The sequence below is a fragment of the Mucilaginibacter sp. genome, assembly GCF_028288205.1.
GTDB lineage: Bacteria > Bacteroidota > Bacteroidia > Sphingobacteriales > Sphingobacteriaceae > Mucilaginibacter.
The window spans coordinates 45,544-68,992 of sequence record NZ_JAQBOD010000062.1 but is presented as its reverse complement, the minus strand read 5'-3'; the positions used below and the strand labels follow the sequence as shown (position 1 = coordinate 68,992).

Annotated in this window: 20 protein-coding genes; 6 read left to right on the top strand and 14 right to left on the bottom strand. The window is 39.1% G+C overall.

The window, feature by feature from the left end:
• The first annotated feature begins 60 nt into the window (after window positions 1-60).
• Window positions 61-1,011, top strand: coding sequence for an MlaD family protein (locus JWR23_RS16060; protein ID WP_299517309.1), 951 nt, complete (start codon window positions 61-63; stop codon window positions 1,009-1,011).
• Window positions 1,012-1,179: 168 nt separating this feature from the next.
• Here the strand turns inward: JWR23_RS16060 and JWR23_RS16055 are convergent, their stop codons facing one another.
• From JWR23_RS16055 to JWR23_RS16040, 4 genes are all read right to left on the bottom strand, one after another.
• The gene (locus tag JWR23_RS16055; protein ID WP_299517308.1) at window positions 1,180-2,091 is read right to left on the bottom strand and encodes a ribonuclease Z; all 912 of its coding nucleotides are present in this window, start codon (window positions 2,089-2,091) and stop codon (window positions 1,180-1,182) included.
• 21 nt (window positions 2,092-2,112) lie between these two features.
• The gene (locus tag JWR23_RS16050; protein WP_299517307.1) at window positions 2,113-2,490 is read right to left on the bottom strand and encodes an STAS domain-containing protein; all 378 of its coding nucleotides are present in this window, start codon (window positions 2,488-2,490) and stop codon (window positions 2,113-2,115) included.
• 52 nt (window positions 2,491-2,542) lie between these two features.
• Window positions 2,543-3,487: a phosphoribosylaminoimidazolesuccinocarboxamide synthase gene (locus JWR23_RS16045; protein WP_299517306.1), complete on the bottom strand. Its 945-nt coding sequence runs from the start codon at window positions 3,485-3,487 to the stop codon at window positions 2,543-2,545.
• 97 nt (window positions 3,488-3,584) lie between these two features.
• Window positions 3,585-4,544, bottom strand: a complete 960-nt coding sequence (locus JWR23_RS16040; RefSeq protein WP_299517304.1) for a PhoH family protein — start codon at window positions 4,542-4,544, stop codon at window positions 3,585-3,587.
• A 103-nt stretch (window positions 4,545-4,647) separates the two neighbouring features.
• On the opposite strand from JWR23_RS16040, the gene JWR23_RS16035 reads away from it, so the two are divergent.
• The 3 genes from JWR23_RS16035 to JWR23_RS16025 are packed head-to-tail and all read left to right on the top strand — an operon-like array spanning window position 4,648 to window position 7,351.
• Window positions 4,648-5,433 (top strand): SAM-dependent chlorinase/fluorinase, encoded by a 786-nt coding sequence (locus JWR23_RS16035; protein WP_299517302.1) that lies wholly within the window; start codon window positions 4,648-4,650, stop codon window positions 5,431-5,433.
• Window positions 5,430-5,960, top strand: a complete 531-nt coding sequence (locus JWR23_RS16030; protein WP_299517300.1) for a hypothetical protein — start codon at window positions 5,430-5,432, stop codon at window positions 5,958-5,960. The genes JWR23_RS16035 and JWR23_RS16030 overlap by 4 nt, the downstream gene beginning before the upstream one ends.
• On the top strand, window positions 5,960-7,351 hold the full coding sequence (locus tag JWR23_RS16025; protein WP_299517298.1) for an MBL fold metallo-hydrolase: 1,392 nt from the start codon (window positions 5,960-5,962) through the stop codon (window positions 7,349-7,351). The genes JWR23_RS16030 and JWR23_RS16025 overlap by 1 nt, the downstream gene beginning before the upstream one ends.
• 217 nt (window positions 7,352-7,568) lie before the next feature.
• On the opposite strand, the gene JWR23_RS16020 is transcribed toward JWR23_RS16025, so the two are convergent.
• From JWR23_RS16020 to rpsO, 6 genes are all read right to left on the bottom strand, one after another.
• Complete coding sequence (locus tag JWR23_RS16020; RefSeq protein WP_299517296.1) at window positions 7,569-8,522, bottom strand: D-2-hydroxyacid dehydrogenase; 954 nt, start codon at window positions 8,520-8,522, stop codon at window positions 7,569-7,571.
• Window positions 8,523-8,606: 84 nt separating this feature from the next.
• On the bottom strand, window positions 8,607-9,674 hold the full coding sequence (serC, locus tag JWR23_RS16015) for a 3-phosphoserine/phosphohydroxythreonine transaminase (RefSeq protein WP_299517294.1): 1,068 nt from the start codon (window positions 9,672-9,674) through the stop codon (window positions 8,607-8,609).
• Window positions 9,675-9,859: 185 nt separating this feature from the next.
• A complete protein-coding gene (rpe, locus tag JWR23_RS16010; protein ID WP_299517292.1) occupies window positions 9,860-10,528 on the bottom strand; it encodes a ribulose-phosphate 3-epimerase in 669 nt (222 codons plus the stop codon).
• A 143-nt stretch (window positions 10,529-10,671) separates the two neighbouring features.
• A complete protein-coding gene (locus tag JWR23_RS16005; protein ID WP_299517290.1) occupies window positions 10,672-10,947 on the bottom strand; it encodes a hypothetical protein in 276 nt (91 codons plus the stop codon).
• Window positions 10,948-11,117: 170 nt separating this feature from the next.
• Window positions 11,118-13,244, bottom strand: coding sequence for a polyribonucleotide nucleotidyltransferase (locus JWR23_RS16000; RefSeq protein ID WP_299517288.1), 2,127 nt, complete (start codon window positions 13,242-13,244; stop codon window positions 11,118-11,120).
• Between the two features lie 126 nt (window positions 13,245-13,370).
• Complete coding sequence (gene rpsO, locus JWR23_RS15995; protein WP_299501827.1) at window positions 13,371-13,649, bottom strand: 30S ribosomal protein S15; 279 nt, start codon at window positions 13,647-13,649, stop codon at window positions 13,371-13,373.
• Window positions 13,650-13,851: 202 nt separating this feature from the next.
• Between rpsO and JWR23_RS15990 the strand changes: the two genes are divergently transcribed.
• Window positions 13,852-16,044 carry a penicillin acylase family protein gene (locus tag JWR23_RS15990; RefSeq protein WP_299517286.1) on the top strand — a complete coding sequence of 731 codons (2,193 nt, stop codon included), beginning with the start codon at window positions 13,852-13,854 and terminating at the stop codon, window positions 16,042-16,044.
• A gap of 253 nt (window positions 16,045-16,297) precedes the next feature.
• Window positions 16,298-16,774, top strand: a complete 477-nt coding sequence (locus tag JWR23_RS15985; protein WP_299517284.1) for a hypothetical protein — start codon at window positions 16,298-16,300, stop codon at window positions 16,772-16,774.
• A 50-nt stretch (window positions 16,775-16,824) separates the two neighbouring features.
• On the opposite strand, the gene JWR23_RS15980 is transcribed toward JWR23_RS15985, so the two are convergent.
• The 4 genes from JWR23_RS15980 to alaS all read right to left on the bottom strand — a co-directional run bounded on the left by JWR23_RS15980 (window position 16,825) and on the right by alaS (window position 23,337).
• Entirely contained in the window at window positions 16,825-17,514 is a 690-nt protein-coding gene (locus tag JWR23_RS15980) for a response regulator transcription factor (RefSeq protein WP_299500838.1), read from the bottom strand.
• Between the two features lie 97 nt (window positions 17,515-17,611).
• Window positions 17,612-18,739, bottom strand: a complete 1,128-nt coding sequence (locus tag JWR23_RS15975) for a TlpA disulfide reductase family protein (protein WP_299517282.1) — start codon at window positions 18,737-18,739, stop codon at window positions 17,612-17,614.
• Window positions 18,736-20,202 carry an Asp-tRNA(Asn)/Glu-tRNA(Gln) amidotransferase subunit GatB gene (gatB, locus tag JWR23_RS15970; RefSeq protein ID WP_299517280.1) on the bottom strand — a complete coding sequence of 489 codons (1,467 nt, stop codon included), beginning with the start codon at window positions 20,200-20,202 and terminating at the stop codon, window positions 18,736-18,738. Before gatB ends, JWR23_RS15975 begins: the two co-directional genes overlap by 4 nt.
• Before the next feature lie 435 nt (window positions 20,203-20,637).
• A complete protein-coding gene (alaS, locus tag JWR23_RS15965) occupies window positions 20,638-23,337 on the bottom strand; it encodes an alanine--tRNA ligase (RefSeq protein ID WP_299517278.1) in 2,700 nt (899 codons plus the stop codon).
• Between the last annotated feature and the right edge of the window lie 112 nt (window positions 23,338-23,449).

Genomic DNA, 23,449 nt, shown 5'->3' with positions numbered 1-23,449 from the left:
ATTCATTTATATTTCATCCAAATATCTCAAATTTAATATTTCAAATCTTAAATCTACACTATGAATATATCAAACGAAACCAAAATAGGCGCATTAACCACCATAGCAATTGCTGTACTTATATTTGGATATAGCTTTTTAAAAGGAAATGACTTGTTTTCGGGTTCCAATAAATTTTATGCTGTATATAAAAGTGTAGATGGGCTATCTGTATCAAAACCGGTATTGGTAAATGGTTTCCCGATAGGTCACGTTTCAGGAATGCAACTGGATCAGGATGGGCGCACCACTGTTGAATTTAAAATAAAATCTGAATATAAAATACCGGTAAATACACTTGCCAAATTAGTAAGCACTGATCTATTGGGCGGTAAAGCCATTATTTTTGAATTAGGAGATAGTAAAGAACTTGCAGAAAACAGGGATACACTACGTGCTGATATCCAAGGCAGTTTGGCAGAAAGCCTGCAGCCTATACAAACCAAAGCCGAAAACCTGATCACCAAATTAGATTCGTCCCTTGCTTCAATTAATAAGATACTAAACCCAAACTTTCAAAAAAATGTGGACAGGAGCTTCACCAGCATTGCAAACGCATTGCAAACACTGGAAGGCACAACTAAAAAGATAGATAACTTGGTTGCCGCGCAAACCGGGCACATTAACGGTATTTTATCTAATGCAGAAGATGTATCTTCAAATTTAAAAAACACCAGTGCCGGTTTAACAGGCATTACCTCAAATCTTCAAAGATTTAGCGGTGATCTGGCCAATTCAAACATCAGGCAAACATTGGATAATGCCAATAAAGCTGTTGCCGATCTGCAAGCCACTATGGCTAATATCAACAGCAACAAAGGCTCGATGGGGTTATTGTTAAACGATGATAAGCTATATAAAAACTTACAGGCCGCCTCTGATAATCTGAACTTGCTGTTCTTAGATCTGAAAGCAAATCCTAAACGTTATGTTCACTTCTCTGTATTTGGCGGCGGGAAGAAGGATAAATAAATCCCCCGTGCGTCATTGCGAGGAACGAAGCAATCTCTACATAGGATATTCAATATAAGAGTTGTTTGTGTTATGCAGTGCCTTGAATAATACTTTTCATATTTGATTAGCAAGTGCAGAGATTGCTTCGTTCCTCGCAATGACGTTGTGGTAAGTTACAAGCTATTTTTACACAACAAACGTCTTTCCTTCAATAGCAAGGCTGGTTTCGGGGAATACACTTTGGGCCTCTTCCAACAACTCATCCAGGGTTTTATAGCGTGCAGAGAAATGGCCTATCAGCAATTTTTTAGCATTTGTTTTTACGGCTATCTCTGCAGCCTGTAAAGCGGTTGTGTGGTATGTTTCATTTGCCCTGTCAACCATATTATGCAAAAAAGTGGCCTCGTGATACAGCAGGTCTGAATTATTTATCTGGTCAAAATATTGTTCGTTGTATATTGTATCAGAACAGTAGGAATAGGTTTTAGGTTTATCCGAATCAACCGTAAGGGTATCATTTTTATAAATCTTGCCTTCCGGATTAGTATAGTCAGCACCTTTTTTTAATGAAGTATAAACTTCAACCGGCACCCCTATCCGTTCAAGTTCATCTTTTAACAGCTTTCTTAACCTTTTCTTTTCCCTGAATAAGAAACCCGTACAGGCTATTCTGTGATCGAGAGGTATAGTTTCAATAATAACATCTTCATTAGCTATAATAGTTTCGGCTTTATTGGGATTGGTTATGGTAAATTCAATATCATACTGTAAATGAGTTTCAGAATATTTAAACTGCAGATCGATAACTTCTTTAAGCTGTGGCGGGCCAAACAACTTCAAGGGTTTTTTACGCCCGTTTAGGTGCATAGATGATAATAAGCCTACCAGGCCCAGGTAATGATCTCCATGAAGATGGCTGATAAAAATATGATCAATGCGGCTTGCCCTAACGTCAAAGCGAAGCATTTGTTGTTGTGTGCCTTCGCCGCAATCTATCAAATAAAGGCGCTCATTAATATTAAGCACCTGTGAGGTTGGATTTCGATTATATATAGGAGTTGCAGAACTACTTCCGAGAATTGTTACCTCAAATTTCATATCAGGTAAACAATGTAAGTATTATCTTGCTTCTTTTTTTAATTCTTTTTCTATCTCTTCCATAAAAATTAAGTCAATGCCTTCTCCTGATGTAGGAACAACAGTAAGGACACTTTCTAATTGAGAAATAGTAATTAAACGGGTAACAGCATCATTTAATCCGGTAAGAATAAAAGAACCATTTGCATTTTTGCACAAACGATGGCCCACAAGCAAGCTACTTAGCCCGGAAGAATCAGCAAATTTAACCTGAGAAAGGTCAAGAATTATATTTCTTTGCCCCTCTGTGTTTATCAATATCAACTCAGATTTTAATTGTGGAGTAACCAATGAGTTCAATTTTGATTCATTGAGTTTCAACAAAATATACTTCTCGTGTTTATCAACTGTAAACTTCATTTTTTCTTCTGTAATTTAAATGCTAATATAACACATTATTTACAAATAAAAATCACAATGCTGCCAGCGCTTTTTTTATAGCGCTTTCTACCCTGTTCAGCACATTTTCTCCTTCGGGTTTTATAAAGCTTTCGCCGGTTATCTGTTCATATAATTCAATATAACGTTCAGATATAGACTGTACAATTTCGGGCGTCATAACAGGTATAACCTGCCCATCCTTTCCCTGGAAATTATTTTCAATCAGCCACCGCCTTACAAACTCTTTTGACAACTGTTTTTGCGGCTCATCTTTCGCTTGTCTTTCCACATATCCTTCGCTATAAAAATACCGCGACGAATCGGGCGTATGTATTTCATCTATTAAATAGATCTTGCCACCGGCTTTGCCAAACTCATATTTGGTATCTACCAAAATCAAACCCTGCTTAGCGGCAATTTCGGTTCCGCGTGCAAATAAAGCTTTGGTAAATTTTTCTAACTGTTCATAATCTTCAACAGATACAATACCTTGTTTTAATATATTCTCTTTGGATATATCTTCATCATGCCCTACCGCGGCTTTAGTTGTAGGCGTAATAATAGGTTCGGGCAGTTTATCGTTTTCTTTTAAACCATCGGGTAAGCTTACGCCGCATATTTCTCTTTTGCCTGCACTATATTCACGTGCAGCGTGGCCGGCTAAATAACCTCTTATTACCATCTCCACCTTAAATGGCTCGCAAATGCGCCCGATAGTAACGCTGGGATCAGGAACACTAACCACCCAGTTAGGAACGATATCGGCAGTAGCTTTTAAAAATTTGGCCGCAATTTGGTTCAATACCTGCCCTTTAAACGGGATAGGCTCTGGTAGCACCACGTCAAATGCCGATATACGGTCGCTTACCACCATTACCAGGTATTTGTTACCAATGGTATAAACATCCCTAACCTTTCCCTTATAAAAATTAGTCTGCCCGGTAAAATTAAAATGTGTTTCTTTTATTGCGTTCATGGGTTATTAAAGATTGGAGATTAAAGATTAGAGATTAGTTAAGCAGGCGAAATAAAAGCTGCATAATTAATCTCTAATCTTCAATCTCTAATAACTACTATTGTATATCTCCGTAAGCTTCTAATATTTTCCTTACCAGTTTATGCCTTACAACATCTTCGCCGCTTAGATAAACTATTTCAATTCCTTTAATATCCGTTAATATGCGCAGGGCAGTATGCAGGCCAGATTGTTGTTTTTTAGGTAAGTCTATTTGTGTAACATCACCCGTAACAATAAACTTAGCCGACGGCCCCATACGTGTTAAAAACATTTTTAACTGCATATCGGTAGCGTTTTGCGCCTCATCCAAAATCACAAAGCAATTATCAAGCGTGCGCCCACGCATAAATGCAAGCGGCGCAATTTCAATGGTGCGGTTCTCTAAATATAATTTCAGCTTTTCAGCGGGTATCATATCATCCAACGCGTCATATAACGGGCGCAAGTATGGATCTATCTTTTCCTTCAAATCGCCCGGCAAAAACCCAAGGTTCTCTCCTGCTTCAACAGCCGGACGGGTTAAGATGATACGTTTGATCTCTTTATTTTTTAATGCCCTTACCGCTAAAGCAACCGCGGTATAGGTTTTACCGGTACCGGCAGGGCCTATAGCAAACAGTATATCGCTTTTATTAATACAATCAACCATTTTACGCTGGTTGGCTGTACGCGCCTTAACCATAACACCATTAGGGCCAAAAACAATAACCTCGCCGCTGGCAAATTTATCAGCTGCCTGATCGACAGTTGCATTAATATCTATCTTAGAGCCCAACACCCTTTCCAGGTCTGTGATGTTTAAATTCTCAAACTTTTCAATATGCTGCAGCAAATGGTTAAACTTTTCTTCGAAAATAATTAGTTCACGCTCATCTCCTAATACTTTAACCTCGCTGCCGCGTGCAACAATTTTAAGCTTTGGATATTGTTTTTTTATGATCTCGAAATGATCATTATTTGGCCCCCATAAAACAGCGGGGTTAATATTTTCAATTGATAGTTTGAGCTCGTTCAATAGTAATTTTGATTATTTTGTTGCTGATTTTTATGAATTAAAAATTGAATATTTGCAGCGTCTAACGCTTGTACAAGATTAGTAATAAATATTTAAAAAATTAATGGCAATAATAACTTTAACTACTGATTTGGGCGATAAAGATATTTATCAAGCTGCCCTTAAAGGAAGCATATTAAAATTGTTGCCCACCGTTAATATTGTTGATATAACAAATAGTGTTGCCGCCTATAATGTACAACAAGCCGCCTTTATATTAAAAAACAGCTTTTATTATTTCCCAGACAATACTGTACACCTTATTGGTATTGATACCGTTTACAGCGATCATACCAAATACCTTGCTGTACGCTATAAAAATCATTATTTTGTTGGTGCCGATAATGGCATATTTTCTTTAATGTTTAATACAGAACCTGATGAGATGGTGGAAATAAACATAATGCAGGACCTGAAGTTTTTGCATTTCCCCCTTGCCGATATTTTTGTAAAAGCAGCCTGCCACCTGGCAAGCGGTAAAAATTTATCAGAAATAGGTTTGCCTATAAGCAGCATTGAAAATAAAATGAACTTGCAACCTGTTATTGAAAAGAGCCTGATAAAAGGCGCGGTAATATATATTGACTCGTTCCAGAATGTAATCACTAATATTACCAAAGAATTTTTTAACAAAGTACAGCGAGGCAGACAGTTTACCTTGTATTTTAAACGTAACGAAACTATAAATCATTTAAGCTGGCACTATAATGAGGTGCCCGAAGGCGAAAAGCTTTGCCTGTTTGGAATTAGCGACCATTTAGAAATAGCTATTAACAAAGGTAATGCCAGCGGTTTGCTTGGATTAAACCTGGGCGATAGTGTAATAATTGATTTTGAATATATAGCATGAAGAAAATAATACTGGTTGCATTGCTTTGCTTTTTATTTGCTGATGTGTTTGCGCAGGCAAATTCAGACTCGTTAGCTTATCAGTTGCAGCGAAAAAAAATTAACAGCATGCTTGCCGAGCGTAGCCTTAAGTTTGGTCAATATGATAAAAGCTTAAGTGAGCATACCGGCATTTTTGGCCTGCAAACAAAAAAAGACATTCGCCGGAGTAACGATATTTTGATGGATATTGTTAAAACGGATAATGATATTTACAAGCAGTTGAAGATATTGTTAGAATACCGTACTTTTCAGCAAAACCAGGTTCAGGATAAATCTAAAGAAACAGAAACAAATGCTTTAGGATTTATGTACACCATAAAACAGTTAAGAGACCAGGTAGATCAGCTAAAGAAACTGGGCGATAAAAATGCCGAACTACAGAATAAAGCATCGCGTAATTTTATAATTATTGTGATTATCCTGTTGATGATAATTTTAATGCTGTTAAGAAACCAGATACGCGCAAAAGAAGACAAACAACGTTAATGAAATTAACTATACATGGTGCCGCCCGGCAGGTTACGGGCAGCATGCACTTACTTGAGGTTGGCCAATATAAAATATTAATAGATTGCGGGCTTGATTATGAAAAAGATCGCAGCATACAATCAAACGAAAACTTTCCATTTGACCCGGCTGCAATAGATGTGGTGGTGTTAACTCATGCGCATATTGACCATTCGGGCAATATACCTACACTGGTGCGTTTAGGGTTTAACGGCCAGATACTATCCACCCCACCCACTGCCGACCTGACTGAATTATTGTTATTAGATTCAGTAAATATATTCATGAATAAGGCACACAAAAGCCGTAAGCATGGTAAGGGAAAATTCAATACCAACGCGCAACCATTATACCTGCAAAAGCATGTAATGGATGCGATGGATAGGTTTGTAACCATTGGCTTTAATAAACCCTTCCGTATAACCGGCGATATTGAGCTTACTTTTATACCTGCGGGCCATTTATTGGGCGCGGCAGCTGCCCTATTTAAAGTAAATGACGGCGGAACAGAAAAATCCATTGCCTTTACCGGCGATATCGGTCGTAAAAATTATCCGGTACTGGATGACCCGCAACCTTTGCCCCCGGTTGATTTTATTGTAACAGAATCAACCTACGGCGGCCGCATGCATACAACAGGCAAAAGCGTTGAAGACACTTTAGTTGAATTTATTGATAAATGTTGTATTAAAGAGCAGGGCCGAATGATAATCCCCGCGTTTAGCATCGGGCGTACACAATCATTAGTTTATTCACTGAATAAAATATTCAGCAGCGGGCTATTGCCGCCTGTTAAAGTATTTGTTGATAGCCCAATGGCCAGTATGGCTACCGGCATTTTCCGTAAATATCATGACCTTGTTAATAAAGAAGCGCAGGAGTTTTACAGATCGCAGGGTGATGAGTTTGAGTTTGACAACCTTACTTATGTTGAAACATTAAAGGATAGCCGCCAGATATCAAATTATTTTGAGCCTTGTATCATTATTTCCTCAGCAGGCATGCTGGAAGGTGGCCGCATACAGGATCATCTTTTTTATAACATTCAAAACTACTATTGTACGATACTATTCATAGGCTATTGCGCCAAAGGCACTTTGGGCCATCGTTTATTACGTGGTGATTCGATAGTACACATCAAGGACCGCGACCTGGCTGTATATGCCACCATCAAGCAAACAGACGTACTCAGCGCTCATGGCGATCATGAGGACCTTGTAAGCAACATTAAACAGCAGGATAAAGCCAAACTTAAAGGCGTTTACCTGGTGCATGGCGAAGAAAGCAGTATGCAGGCCCTATCAGATTCGTTAACAGCGGATGGGTATTCGGTTGTTATTCCGGAAAAGGGAGTTAGTTATATACTGTAGCGACAAACCTATCCAACGGGTCATTGCGAGGAACGAAGCAATCTCTTCGCACGCTAATCAACATCCTCAAATCCCGGTTTAAGATAAATCCTCGAATGAAATTTATCATATTGACTGTCCTACGTAGAGATTGCTTCGTTCCTCGCAATGACGGGTGGAGGTAGACCCAAAAAGGCCCCGATAAATCGGGGCCTTTTTGGGTTGTTGTGAATTGTCACTATTTCTTAAAATGCCCGATTATTAAACTGGCAAGTTCCACGCCTATACGCTCCTGTGCTTCGTTAGTTGCAGCACCGATATGTGGGGTTAATGAAATCTTAGGATGTGTTAATATCTCTGCACGGGGGGTTGGCTCGTTATCAAACACATCTAATGCCGCGTATGATACCTGGCCGCTGTTTAAAGCATCAACCAAAGCTAATTCGTCAATTAATCCACCACGAGAGATGTTAATTAGCTGTACGCCTTTTTTCATTTTAGCTAATTCATCGGCACCAATTAAAGCTTTATCAATAAATGGTGTATGTAAGGTTATAAAATCGGCTGTTTTGATGATCTCATCAAGAGTACTGGTTTTAACTGTTACGTTAACCTTAGTACCGCCTGTACCTAAAACAATTTCTACTTCGGGATTGAACGGGAAAAGATCATAAGCTATAACATCCATACCAACGCCGATAGCAATTTTTGCAACCTCGCGCCCGATACGGCCAAAGCCTACAATGCCTAAGGTTTTGCCGCGGAGCTCAATACCTTTGGCATAAGCTTTCTTCAGGTCGTTAAATTTGGTGCCGCCTTCAACCGGCATTTTGCGGTTACTGTCATGCAAAAAACGCACGCCGGTAAATAATTGCGCAAAAACCAGTTCGGCAACTGATAGTGATGAAGAAGCAGGCGTATTATAAACACCAATGCCTTTTTCTTTAGCATAGTCAACATCAATATTATCAACACCAACACCGCCACGGCCAATCAACTTTAAATTAGGGCAAGCATCAATTAACGCTTTGCGTACTTTAGTTGCACTACGTACAGTTATAGCATCGTAATTTTGTAACTTAACAGGTAATTCATCCTGTGGTATATTGTTAGTATCAACCTCAAAACCGGCATCTTCTAACATTTTTTTGCCGATGGGATCTATGCCATCGTTAGCTAATATTTTGATCATCTTATTATATCATTGTTTCATTGGGTCATTAAGTCATTCCCGCCATACAATGACTAATGACTCGATGACCTAATGATTAAAAAGTTATTTATTTCTCTCAGCAAACTCCTGCATCGCATCAATCAACACGTAAATGCTTGTGATAGGCAATGCATTATATATAGAAGCACGGAAACCACCTACGCTTCTATGGCCCTTAATGCCAACAATTCCTTTTTCATCACATAGCTTAAGGAACGGTTTTTCATGCTCAGGATTTTCGCTCACAAAACAAACGTTCATATCCGAACGATCTTCAACAGCGCAAACTGCTCTAAATAGCGGGTTGCGGTCAATCTCTTCGTACAATACTTTAGATTTAGCGACATTCTCTTTTGCAATGGCTTCAACACCGCCTTTTGATTTTAACCAGTTAAGCGTAAGCATTGAAACATATATGGCAAATACCGGCGGTGTATTATACATTGAGCCGCCTTCTATTTGCGTTTGGTAGTTAAGCATTGCAGGTATTTTGCGTCCTGATTTGCCTAATATCTCATCCTTAACAATTACTAAGGTAGTACCTGCGGGGCCCATGTTTTTTTGCGCGCCTGCATATATGATACCAAAATCGGCAACATTAATTTTACGGCTAAAAATATCAGACGACATATCGCAAACAACCGGTATTGGCGACGGGAAGAATTTATGTAATTGTGTGCCGTAAATGGTATTGTTTGATGTAATGTGGAAATAAGCCGCATCAGCAGGTATGGTAAAGTCTTTAGGGATGTAAGTAAAGTTGCTTTCTTTTGATGTAGCAACCACTTCAACCTCGCCAAAATACTTAGCCTCTTTTAATGCTTTATTTGCCCATACACCCGATTCAAGGTAAGCAGCTTTGCCGCCTTCAGGCAACAAATTATAAGGCACCATTGCAAATTGTGTACTTGCACCGCCCTGTAAAAATAATACCGAGTAACCCTCCGGAACTTCTAATAATTCCTTCACTAATTTTACGGCTTCATCCAAAACGGCCTCAAATTCTGCCGATCTATGCGATATCTCTAAAAGAGATAATCCGATCCCGTTAAAATCTACTACTGCCGCTGCAGCTTGTTTTAAAACTTCATGAGGTAGGATGCCCGGTCCGGCACCAAAATTATGTTTCATATATACTGAAAATTGGTTTTTGCTTTATATCGAATTAAGAACTTCGTATTTTGCTGGGGCAAAGATAATTAATTTGACAAAGTTTGTATGATTTGTTTACACTTATTTTAAAAAAATACAACTATTCAATAAAAGCGTGTTTTATTGCAAATATTAAATTATTTCAATTTGTTGGGCTGCTTTTATTACAATTGTAATAACTTTTCGGGATGTTTAAGGCCCGATATCATGGCCATTTGGTTAGCCGATGAGAACACCGCGCTGCCCGCAACCAGTACATTTGCGCCTGCCGAGACGAGCTTTGCCGCGTTGCTTTTATCAACTCCGCCATCAACCTCAATATGCAAATGCGGGTTGTGCTGATCGGCTAATTCTCTTATTTCTTTTACTTTTTTATACGTATTCTCAATAAAATGCTGTCCCCCAAAACCCGGATTTACAGACATTATCAAAACCAGGTCCAGGTCAGTAATAATATCTTCCAGCATGGCAACCGGCGTATGCGGATTAAGGGCCACCCCTGCTTTGCATCCCAATTCTTTTATAACCTGTATAGTACGGTGTAAATTGGGGCATGCCTCAAAGTGTACGGTGATATTAGCCGCTCCTGCATCCTTAAAGCCTTTTAAATAACGGTCAGGGTCAACTATCATTAAATGTACATCTAAAGGCTTTGTAGCATGCTTATAAACCACGCTGGTTACCGGGAAACCAAATGATATGTTAGGCACAAACAAACCATCCATTACATCAACATGTATCCAGTCTGCCTCACTTTGGTTAAGCATTTCGATATCGCGTTGCAGATTACCGAAATCAGCAGCTAAAATTGATGGAGCAATTAAGTGGTTCATTTAGAGATTAGTTAATTAGAGATTAGGCTTGCCTGATTTAGAACTTTGTTTACAGTTAGTTTTAATTATTATCAAAGTTAGTTCTCTAAGAAGTAATATCCTAACTAATCTCTAATTAACTAATCTCTAATCACTGCGAAGCATCAGTCACAGTGTTGCAACAGATCATAGTATTTTTTCATAAGCACCACATCATAGTTAACTAATGAGTTATAGGCTTCTGCAACCAATTCACTTAAAATTGAGGAACCAAGCTTCCCGCCACCATTGGGAATGGAGTCATAATAGGCTATTAATTCTTTCACTCTTAGTATTTCATACAATAACATCTGCACCAGGTCGGCATGCGGGCCGGCAGGTTTACCAGAATTATTATCGTTATTGAGAAAGTCTAAGGGATCATTGGTAGTAGAGGTCATTTTTCAATTGGATCGGCCTTTTAGCTTTTATCAACTAACGCTTATTATCAACTAACGCTTAACTAATACAAAGTTTAAAAAAGAATTTTTTGTTTTAAAAAAATAAAAAAAAATAAAATAAACAGTAAAAGCCTTATTTATAAGGCTTTTACTGTTTGTAATTAGTATTACTATTGAGCTGCTTCTGGCTTAGGCAATAAAACTTTGCGTGAAAGTTTTAATTTACCTTGTTTATCAACATCAAGCAATTTAACACGTACTTCATCACCAACTTCAAAAATGCCGTCCATTGTTTCAATACGTTTGTGGTCAATTTCCGAAATGTGCAGCAAACCATCTTTACCCGGCATAATTTCAACAAATGCGCCAAATGGCATAATTGATTTTACTTTACCTTCATAAATTTCGCCTACTTCTGGTTTAGAAGCAATGTTTTTAATACGGGTTACTGCTTTATCAATAGCTTCTTTGTTATCAGCAAATATTTGTACTACACCCTGGTTACCTACTTCTTCAATTGAAATAGTAGCACCGGTTTCGCGTTGCATTTCTTGTATGATCTTTCCACCAGGTCCGATAACCGCGCCGATAAATTCTTTATCAATACGAATAGTAACAATACGCGGAGCGTGTGGTTTGTAATCTTCACGAGGGGTATCAATGGTTTTCTTCATTTCACCTAAGATATGAAGACGGCCTTCTTTAGCCTGGATTAACGCGTTGGTTAATACCTCATATGATAAACCATTTATTTTAAGGTCCATTTGTACCGCAACAATACCATTGCTGGTACCTGTTACTTTAAAGTCCATATCGCCTAAGTGATCTTCATCACCCAAAATATCAGAAAGGATAGCATATTTGGTACCCATCTCGTTAGTGATCAATCCCATCGCGATACCAGATACCGGCGATTTGATCTTGATACCTGCATCCATCAAAGCTAATGTACCGGCACAAACCGTAGCCATTGATGAAGAACCATTTGATTCAAGGATATCAGAAACTATACGTATAGTGTAAGGATTTTCATCATCAGCAGGTAATACCTTTTTTAATGAACGCATAGCCAAATTACCATGGCCAATTTCACGACGGCCGGCTCCCCTGTTAGGACGAACCTCGCCGGTTGAAAAACCAGGGAAATTATAATGCAATAAGAATTTTTGGTATCCGTTGATGAATGCGCCATCAATCATTTGCTCATCATCCTTGGCACCTAAGGTAACGGTGGTTAATGATTGTGTTTCGCCACGTGTAAATACAGCCGAACCGTGAGCAGATGGCAAATAACCAATCTCGCTCCATATTGGGCGCACTTGCGTAGTTGTACGGCCGTCTAAACGTTTGCCTTCGTCTAATACCAGGTTACGTATAGCGTCATACTCCACATCATGATAATATTTTTTAGCTAAGAATTTAGTAACATCATCTATCTCGCCTAAAGTAGCGATGTACGCGTCACGAACTTCTTTAAACTTAGTACTACGCTCATCTTTACCTGATGCGGCGCCGGCTATAGCATAAACCTGGTCGTAAGTAGCAGCGTAGATAGCTTTTTTAAGCTCTTCGTTGCTATTTTCGTGGCTGTAAGTACGTTTTACCGTTTTACCAACAGCTTCGGCTAATTCTATTTGAGCCAGGCACTGAATTTTAATGGCTGTATGCGCAAATTTAATTGCCTCAACTAATTCAGCTTCCTGGATTTCGTTTGCTTCACCTTCAACCATGTTAATATCATGCTCAGAACCGGCTACTATAAACTCTAAAGTAGCAGTTTGTAACTGCGTTAAAGTTGGGTTGATAATTAATTTGCCATCCACTTTAGCTACGCGAACTTCTGATATAGGTCCGTTAAAAGGGATATCAGAAACAGCTAATGCTGCTGATGCTGCCAAACCGGCAAGGCAATCGGGCATAATATCTTTATCAGCTGATATTAAAGATATCATTACTTGTGTATCAGCATGATAATCTTCAGGGAACATTGGGCGCAAAGCACGGTCAACCAAACGAGAGATTAGAACCTCATAGTCTGATAAACGGGCCTCGCGGCGTAAAAATCCACCGGGAATACGACCGGTAGCAGCATATTTTTCTTGATAATCAACAGAAAGAGGTAAAAAATCAACTCCTTCTTTTGCTTCTTGCGATGATACTACAGTAGCTAATAGCATGGTATCACCCATTTTTATTACCACTGATCCATCAGCTTGTTTGGCCAGTTTTCCTGTTTCGATCTCGATGGTGCGGCCGTCACCTAAATCGATTACTTTTTTAATTACGTTTAAACTCATCTTGTTTTCGTTGTGATACGCTTTTCATCTTTTAGAGCGTACCGGTTTTTTATAGTGTGTATATTTATTCAAAGTAAAAAAGCCATCTCCTTAAAGAGACGGCTTTTTGTAAAAAATAAGTTTAAGTTACTTAATGATATCCCTAAGCGCTAACGCTTTGATGATGGCACGGTACCTTGAAATATCTTTTTTGTAAAGGTAAGCCAGCAATCCGCGGCGTTTACCTACTAATTTTTGCAGTGATAATTGGGTTGAAAAATCATGTTTGTTTTTTTTCAAATGCCCTGTTAAATGTGCGATGCGGTAAGTGAACAATGCTACCTGACCTTCGGTTGAACCTGTGTCTACTGCACTTTTACCGTGTTTTGCGAAAATTTCTTGTTTTTCTTCTGTACTTAAATACATTACGTAAATAATATTAAAGCGTGAATTATTTTGTTAATTGTGGGTGCAAAGGTAAGTGTAATATTGCATACTTACAAGGGTTTGTTTAGTTAATTGGTGGTTGGAGTTGATTAAGTGAGTGGTTGGTTTGCGTAAGTTTTAGCCGGTAACAGCTTCTTATTTCGCCTAAAAATAACTAATTTTCGGCTTTGCTATATTTATCATGAGAAAATTATTGCCTGCCTTTTTATTATTGATATTGCCTGCCATGCTAATGGCTCAAAAATTTACCGCGACCGAACTGAGCCGTTATAAACAAGAAGCTAAAACAGTTACCATAATAAAAGATAATTGGGGCGTACCACATATATACGGGCAAACCGACGCAGCTACCGTGTTTGGATTAATGTACGCGCAATGCGAGGAGAACTTTCAGGGCATAGAACGTAATTATCTGTACCAGTTAGGCAGGCAGGCAGAAGTTGATGGCGCAAGTACCCTCTACACCGATGTGCAACTGCAAATGATTGCTGATACTGCTGATGCCATAAAAGATTATAAAACCAGCCCGCTTTGGTTTAAAAAATTAATGAATGCCTTTGCTGATGGTATTAACTATTACCTGTATAAACATCCCGAAGTAAAACCCAAAGTATTTAAACATTTTGAACCCTGGTATGCGTTGATGTTTACCGATGGCAGCGTATCGGCCACCGTAACAGGCGGGCTTAACTTACGCGAAACAGAAAGTTTTTATTCGGGCGCCGGGCCAATGACGGGCGCAATTAAACAACCTGCATTAGCACCGCAACAAATTTTAGATGAACGGGAAATGGGTTCGAACGGGTTTGCATTGTCACCATCAAAAACAGCTTCGGGACATGCTATACTCTATATTAATCCGCATGTACCTTTTTACTTTAGAGACGAGGTGCAGTTGGTAAGTAAAGAAGGCTTGAATGTTTATGGTGCCGTTACCTGGGGGCAGTTTTTTGTTTACCAGGGCTTTAACCCGCATTGCGGCTGGATGCATACCTCAAGTAATGCCGACGTTGGCGATCTTTATGCTGAAAAGGTAACCAAAAAAGATGGCAAATGGTATTACGAATATAATGGTGCGCAAAAACCGGTGACCGAGCGACAGCTTACTATTAACGTTAAAGAAGGCGACAAAATAACCCAACGAACTATAACCAGCTATTACACCCATCATGGCCCGGTATTAGGCAGCCGTAATGGTAAATGGCTGGCGTTAAAGGCTGATAACCGCTCGTACAAAGCATTGTTAGAGTCGTGGCTCATCACAAAGGCAAATACCTTTACCGAGTATAAAAAAGCGATGGACCTGCTGCATAATGCCACCAACAATACCGTATATGCGGACGACCAGGGAAACATCGCTTTTTGGTATGGCAACTTTATGCCTAAACGGGATGCGAAACTGGATTGGACACAACCTGTCGACGGCTCAATTACTGCTACAGAATGGCAGGGATTGCATCCGCTAAATGAGATAGTACATGTTTATAATCCTGCTACCGGGTGGATAGAGAATTGCAACTCCACCCCTTTTACCTCGTCAGGCAAAAGCAGTCCGGATAAAACCAAATACCCAGCCTATATGGCGCCGGATGGTCAAAATTTTCGCGCGGTTAATGCGATAAAACTATTTAGTGATGCGAAGAACGTCACAATGGACGGGCTTATTGCCAAAGGTTATGACCATTACTTAACCGCTTTTGATGTATTGTTACCAGCTTTATTTAACGCGTATACCAAAGCTAATGACAGTACACAGAATGCTTTAAAAGAGCCGGTACAAATTTTAAAGCAATGGGATAAACGATCGGCTGCGCAATCTGTAGCTACTTCTCTGGCTATAGAATGGGGCAACCGTATTATGCTGGGTTTACCAAGAGCCGCATCATCCGAAGCGGGCACCTACCAAACGGAGCGTTTAAATACCGCTTTAAAAGAGATGAGCGATAAGCAATTATTAGCATCATTATCAGAAAGCGTTAAAAGCCTGCAAACCCGTTATGGCGACTGGAAAACACAATGGGGAGACATTAACCGCTATCAACGGCCTGCAAACGGTGTATTTGATGATAATGCACCCAGTATTCCTGTAGGGCAGGTATCATCTGCCTTTGGCGAACTGCCATCGTTTGTTAGCCGTACTATGAATACTAAAAAGCGTTATGGCTATTCGGGTAACAGCTTTATTGCTGTTATAGATTTTGGCACTAAAATAAAAGCAAGATCTATTATTACCGGCGGGCAATCGTTCGACCCCAAATCAAAACACTTTACAGACCAGGCCGATGGGTACATAAACGGCAAATTTAAAGATGTGCTGTTTTATAAAGACGATGTTTTAAAACATGCGGAGAAGAGTTATCATCCGGGAGAATAAGAATTACCACCTCGTCATTGCGATTTCTATGATCTAAGCAACTAATTTACAATAATTTTTTTCGTAGGGTCTGTTCTGATTAACGCAGGCAAATATCCGTAAGATGAGTTTGTTTCTGACAATTTAATTGTATTGATTATAATGACGCGCGGGAGCATTGATTGAAAAATATTATCCATTTACAAACAAACTTAAACTGGTCTGGTTATTGTATTTGAAACACATATTACAATAATCTAACTATTAAAACATCATGAGTAATAACGCAACCAAACCTGACGAAAAGGGATTTTTTGAGAAGGTTAAAGAAACAATTGAAGAGCTTTGGGATGGTACCAAAGACAAAGCCGAAGATATAAAAGATGTAGCCGAAGATAAGTTCAATGATCTGACAAATAAAGCCACGCCTGCTAAAAGACCAGCAGCGAAAAAAGCAACCACTGGTAAAACGGATGTTAAAAAAACAGCAGCAAATACTACTGTCAAAGCAAAAACTGCAGCAAAAGAGGTAAAAGCAAAAGCTGCTGATGTTAAAACAAAAGCCGATGCCAAAGCAAAGGATATTACCGCTAAGGCAAAAAAGACTGCCGATGATGTAAAAGCAAAAGCTGATACTAAAGCTAAAGCTGTAACAGACAAAGCAAAAACTGAAGGTGCACACGCTAAAAAAACAGTTGGTGCAAAAACAACATCACCGGCAAATAAAACTAAAAGAAAACCTGTATTGTAAATTTTAGCCTACATAAAACAAAAAGGCGGTGAAATCACCGCCTTTTTGTTTTATGCTTCAAATTTGTAGCCTACCCCTTTTACAGTGGCAACTATATCATCACCCAGTTTTTCACGGAGCTTGCGTATATGTACATCAATAGTGCGGTTAGTAACTACTACAGAATCTTCCCAAATATTTTTCAGGATGATCTCGCGGGTATAAACTTTGCCGGGTTTTGATGCCAGCAAGTATAACAGTTCAAACTCTTTTTTAGCTAATACAACCTTTTCGCCTTTTTTGAAAACCAGGTAAGCCTCACGGTCTATAACCAAGTCGCCAATTTCCAGTTTGTTATCGGTCATATCTTCGGCAGGAGCATTTCTGCGTAATATGGCGTTGATGCGGCTAACTAATGCGCGCGGTTTAATTGGTTTTGCAATATAATCATCGGCGCCAACGTTAAAGCCGGCAATTTCTGAATACTCTTCACTCCTTGCTGTTAAAAACACCATAAAGGTATTTTTAAACTCGGGCATAGTACGCATAATACGACATGCTTCAATGCCATCCATTTTAGGCATCATTATATCAAGTACAATAAGATCAGGTAATGATCTCTTAGCTTCAGTAACTGCTTCCTGCCCATTACGTGCTAAAAACACCTGGTAGCCTTCTTTTTTTAAATTATACTCAATAAGCTCCAAAATATCCGGCTCATCATCAACTATAAGTATCTTCTGTTTTGTAGAGTTGTTCATGAACGATTCTTTTTTTGTTATAAAAGTATGTACTTAAAAGAAGCTTATAGTAAATTTAATATTAACAAATTGTTAAGTGGTGCTTTATCTTAACATTCTATTGAGGCTTTTTAAATGTTTTGTTTAAAAAATCTTCAAGCGCGGCACCTGTTAAGTTTTTTGCAACGATAATTCCCTCCGGATTAATAATGAAGTTTGCAGGTATAGCTTGTATATGATACAACACTTCGGTGGGCCCGTCAAAACGTTTTAGGTCCGACGCGTGGTTCCAGGTTAATTTATCCGCAGTGATGGCTTGCTGCCATTCTTTCTTACCCACATCAAGTGATATGCCTAATATATTGAATCCTTTATCTTTAAATGCAGCGTAAGCTTTAACCACATTAGGATTCTCTGCACGGCAAGGGGCGCACCATGATGCCCAAAAATCAAGCATTACGTATTTGCCTTTATAGTCTGTTAATTTAACCGGCTTATCATCTATGCCAAGCGTTATAAATTCAGGCGCTTTATGCCCTATTGATACCGGCTTAATTTCCATCATCTGGCGTATAAAACGCTGTACACCGGGGTTATCACTAAAAGTACCTTTATCTTTTAACGTATCAGCATAAGCAACTAATTGCTGCTCATACTTCATCGGCTCTAATGATGACATGGCATAAAAACTTGCTAATGATGTTTTGTTAGTATCAACAAATTTTAAAATAGCATTGCCATAGTCTGACAAGTTCTTCAGGAACCGCGGCATATAAATTGCCATTAATGAATCTGATTGTTTACCCTGCCCTGCTTTAGCCTGGTATTCTTCAACTACCTTGCTGTTCTTATCACCATAAAAATTACTTAGTTTATTAAATTGCTGTATTTTTTCAGAATTTTCAGACCCGCTAATCACATAAGTATGTGTCTTATCATTCAAATCGGTTGTAAAATCTATAACATCACCGTTTTTTGCTATCAGGTCAAAAATATTATTGCTTACTCTTAATTTATATAAGTTGGTATATGGTGCCGGGTGTTTAAATTCAAACTTACCGCTTTCGCTTAAATTGGCCGAATCAATAACACTTACCTGTACACTATCAGCTTCAAGCAGGTACACCTTTTTAACGCTTCCCGGGTTTTTAACGGTGCCGGATATTTTGAATGCCGACTCATCTTTGCATGAAGCAATTAAAAGGACTAAGCCAATAAGGCTATAAACTACTGAACGTGTTTTCATTTTGATTCTAACTCTTTAATTAATAACCGGTTTGTTGCCTGCGGATCTATCTTTCCTTTAGAGCTTTTCATGATCTCGCCCATAAACAAACCCAAAACGCCTTTTTTACCCTTTTGGTACTCTATCACTTTATCCGGGAACTTAGCCAACGCGTCCTGTATATATTGACTCACATCATTGCTATCAGTGGTAATTAACAAGTTAAGTTCTCCCGCAAGCATATCCGCGCTTTTGCCCGGAGATTTTAACATAGCAGGAAATAACTTATGTGAAGCTACAGAATTATTGACAGAACCGGCATCAACCAGTTTAATTATTCCGGCAAGGGTTGCGGGTTCAACAGGCAGGTTGGTTATATGTAAACCGGTTTCGTTTAAATATGATTTAACGGCACCCATCATTAAGTGGGCCGCGGCTTTATAGTTTGCTGTATGTTTTATCAGTTCTTCAAAATATAGGGCCACTTCCTTATCGGCAGTAATTACAGAGGCATCATATTCTGATAAACCCAGGTCCATATATTTTTTATAAAGCTGATTAGGCATAGCAGGTAATGATCTTTGTATACTATCCACATAAGCCGTATCCAATACCAAAGGCACCAGGTCCGGTTCGGGGAAATAGCGGTAATCGTTCGCCATTTCTTTTGACCGCAGTACAGAGGTTTCGCCTGTATCAGCGTTAAAATTTAATGTATTTTGGTCAATGTGTCCGCCGTTTTCAATAACGTTTACCTGGCGGGAAAATTCATGCTCAATAGCGCGTTGAACGTTACGTATAGAGTTTAAGTTCTTCACCTCGCAGCGGTTACCATATTCGGTTGCTCCTTTAAGCCTTACAGATATGTTGGCATCGCAACGCATGCTTCCCTCTTCCATATTACCATCGCAAATATCAAGGTAACGAAGCAGTTTACGTATTTCTGTTAAAAACTGACCTGCTTCTTCGCTGCTGCGCATATCAGGTTCTGATACGATCTCGATCAATGGCACTCCTGCCCTGTTCAGATCGATCAAAGAATCCTCGTGATGATTATCATGCATGCTTTTGCCTGCATCTTCTTCCATATGGATATGGTGCAGCGCTAAATCTTTTGTAGTGCCGTTAGCTAATCTTACCATAACAGAACCACCCAAACAAACAGGCATCTGATCCTGGGTTATCTGGTACCCTTTGGGCAGATCTGCATAGAAATAATTTTTGCGGGCAAAGCTGTTTTTTAGGTTGATGCTGCAATTACATGCCAGGCCCATTTTAACGGCATATTCTACCATACGCTTATTTATCCGCGGTAATGTACCGGGATGACCTAATGAAATGGCGCTGACATTATGGTTAGGTTCGGCGCCAAAAGCTGCAGAATCTGATGAGAAAGATTTACTTAAAGTAGATAATTGCGCGTGAACCTCTAATCCAACAACTAACTCATATTTTTCACTGATTTCTTCCGATAGAAGTGTCATAAATAATTTGATTAATATATTTGCATTAATCAACGTCAAATATATAAACTATTTAGATTTGACAACTTTTTAAAAGTTGTCAAATCTTTATTACGCACAAAGCTTTTCGCTTTTATTAATATCGCATCTAATTAAAATCATACAGCAAATGGTGGCGCTATATTGTCAGTGATTTTTGTTTCATCTTGTCAAATAGTTTGTTTCACCACTTCTAAAATTAGCAATTTGTAATTGTTTGATTATCAATTAACAAACTCAAGATTACGCCTAAAAATACTGACGAATAAGTTGTTACATTTTGTTTCATCACTTTTTCGCAAATTACTGTATTTCAATTTGTTAAGCCAAAATCTTGTTTCACTTGTTACATTTTGTTTCACACTCGCGTGTAACAAGCACCTATTATTTTCTGCGTTAAACAACAATCAAGATTCTTTACGCAATAAACGTTTTGGCCTTAACCAACACCGCATCCAAACCACTTACATCTTTACCGCCAGCCGTAGCAAAAAACGGCTGACCGCCACCACCGCCTTGTATCTCTTTAGCCAGTTCGCGTATAATGTTGCCGGCATTTAAGCCTTTTTCTTTCACCACGTTTTCGGCTATCATTACGGTGATATTTGGTTTTTCATCAATAATGGCAGTTAATACCAGGTAAAGATTTGGAACGATATCCTTTAAGTTATAAGCCAGATTTTTTATCGCATCGGCATTAGGCAACTCCACTTTTTGAGCAATGAAGTTTACGCCGTTTATAAATTCGGCCTTTTTAGCCAACTCATCCTTTAAGCCGGATGATTTCTCGAATATGGTCTTTTCTATCACTTTCTTTAACAGTGCGTTCTCTTCCAGTAGGGTTTCAATGCTTTTGGCAATATCCCTGGGGTTTTTAAGCAGCTCTTTAACCTGCCCCACCAACTTACTTTGCTCATTAATAAAACTCTCTGCACCTACGCCGGTTATAGCTTCGATACGGCGCACACCTGCTGCAACGGCGCTTTCTGATATAATTTTAAAGTAACCAATGGCCCCGGTAGCTTTTACATGCGTACCGCCGCAAAGCTCTTTACTAAATTTCTCATCGAAGGTAATAACCCGCACAAAGTCGCCGTACTTTTCGCCAAACAAGGCGGTAACACCACTGCTGATGGCTACATCATAAGGCACATCGCGTTCTTCCTGCAGGGCGATATTTTCGCGAACCTTTTCATTTACAATAGCTTCAATTAAAGACAATTCCTCATCGGTAACCTTTGCAAAATGCGAGAAGTCGAACCGTAGATAATCACTGTTAACCAATGACCCTTTTTGATTAACGTGCGATCCTAAAACCTGTTTCATAGCGGCATGCAGCAAGTGTGTAGCGCTATGGTTGTTCATTATATTATTACGGCGCTCATCGTCGACAATAGCTGTTAAAGCATCATCAATATCATCCGGCAGTTTATCTACATAATGCACAATAAGTCCGTTTTCTTTTTTGGTATCAGTAACATTAACCACCTCGCCATCCGGGAAAACCAGTTCGCCGGTATCACCTACCTGGCCGCCGCTCTCTGCATAGAAAGGTGTTTTATCTAATACCAGTTGGTATTGCTCCTTGCCTTTGGCAGTTACTTTACGGTATTTGGTTACATGGGCTATAGTTTCGGTTTCGTCATAGCCGGTGAATATGGTTTCATCGTCTCTTAAAGTAACCCAATCGCCGGTATCAACTATCGATGCAGCGCGGGAGCGATTTTTTTGTTCTAAAAGAGCTTTTTCATAACCTTTCAAATCAACTGTAAATCCTTTTTCTTTTAAAATTAATTCTGTTAAATCTAAAGGAAAACCATATGTGTCCTGCAATTCAAAAATTATATCTCCACCAATTTCATATTTGTTATCTTCTGTTTTTCTTAGCCAACTTAAAGTATTTGTTCCAAGTTCTAATTTTAATATTTTTGAGGTGTTTTCGAGAAGTTGATTAATCCGGGTTAATCCATTTCCTAATGTCCTCAGGAAAGAGACCTCCTCTTCAAGAATCACTTTCTGCACAAAATCCTTCTGACTATATAACTCACTAAACACCCCTTTAAACTGCTCTGCCAATAAAGGCACTAGCTTATTTAAAAACGGTTCCTTAAAATCCAAATATTGGTATTGATATCTAACCGCCCTGCGTAATATCCTGCGGATAACATACCCGGCCTTATTATTTGATGGTAACTGTCCATCAGCAATAGTAAAGCTTACTGCACGGATGTGGTCGGCCAATACACGCATAGCAACAGCTGTGTTCCAATCGGCATCGCCCGGTACGGCAGCGGCATTATATGTCTTTCCTGATTTTTGAGCTATAAATTCAATGGTAGGTGTAAACACATCAGTATCATAGTTGGATGATTTACCTTGAATCACACGCACCAAACGCTCAAAACCCATACCGGTATCCACATGCTGGGCAGGTAACTCCTGTAATGAGCCGTCTTTAAGGCGGTTAAATTGCATAAATACGTTGTTCCAAATCTCTATAACCTGAGGGTCATCAGCATTAACCAAGTCAGAGCCTTTTACCTTTAACCTTTCACCTTCCGGCCTGTTATCATAATGTATCTCAGAACATGGGCCGCATGGGCCGGTTTCGCCCATTTCCCAAAAGTTGTCTTTTTTGTTTCCTAACAGGATATGATCTTCGGGTACATATTGTTTCCAAAAATCATAAGCTTCCTGGTCCTTGGGTAAACCATCTTTTTCGTCGCCTTCAAAAACAGTTACGTATAATCGGTTTTTATCTATCTTTAGTACGTCGGTAAGCAGTTCCCAACTCCACTCAATGGCTTCCTTTTTAAAATAATCGCCAAAGCTCCAGTTACCCAGCATCTCGAACATGGTATGGTGATAGGTATCAATACCCACCTCTTCCAGGTCGTTATGCTTACCTGATACCCGCAGACAACGCTGCGTATCTGCAATGCGTGGCGATTTTGCAGGCGCTTCACCTAAAAATATATCCTTAAACTGGTTCATCCCCGCATTGGTGAACATCAGTGTAGGGTCGTTTTTAACAACAATAGGTGCAGAGGGTACTATGGTATGCCCTTTAGAAGCAAAAAAATCAAGAAAAGCCTGTCGTATTTCGTTAGCGGTCATGAAGCAAAGGTGTGAAATTTTGTGTAATTAATTATGAGAAAAAATGTGTATTTATGTGTAGAGCATTGGTTTGATTAAATCCGAAATCGAAAATCCGAAATCCGAAATTAAC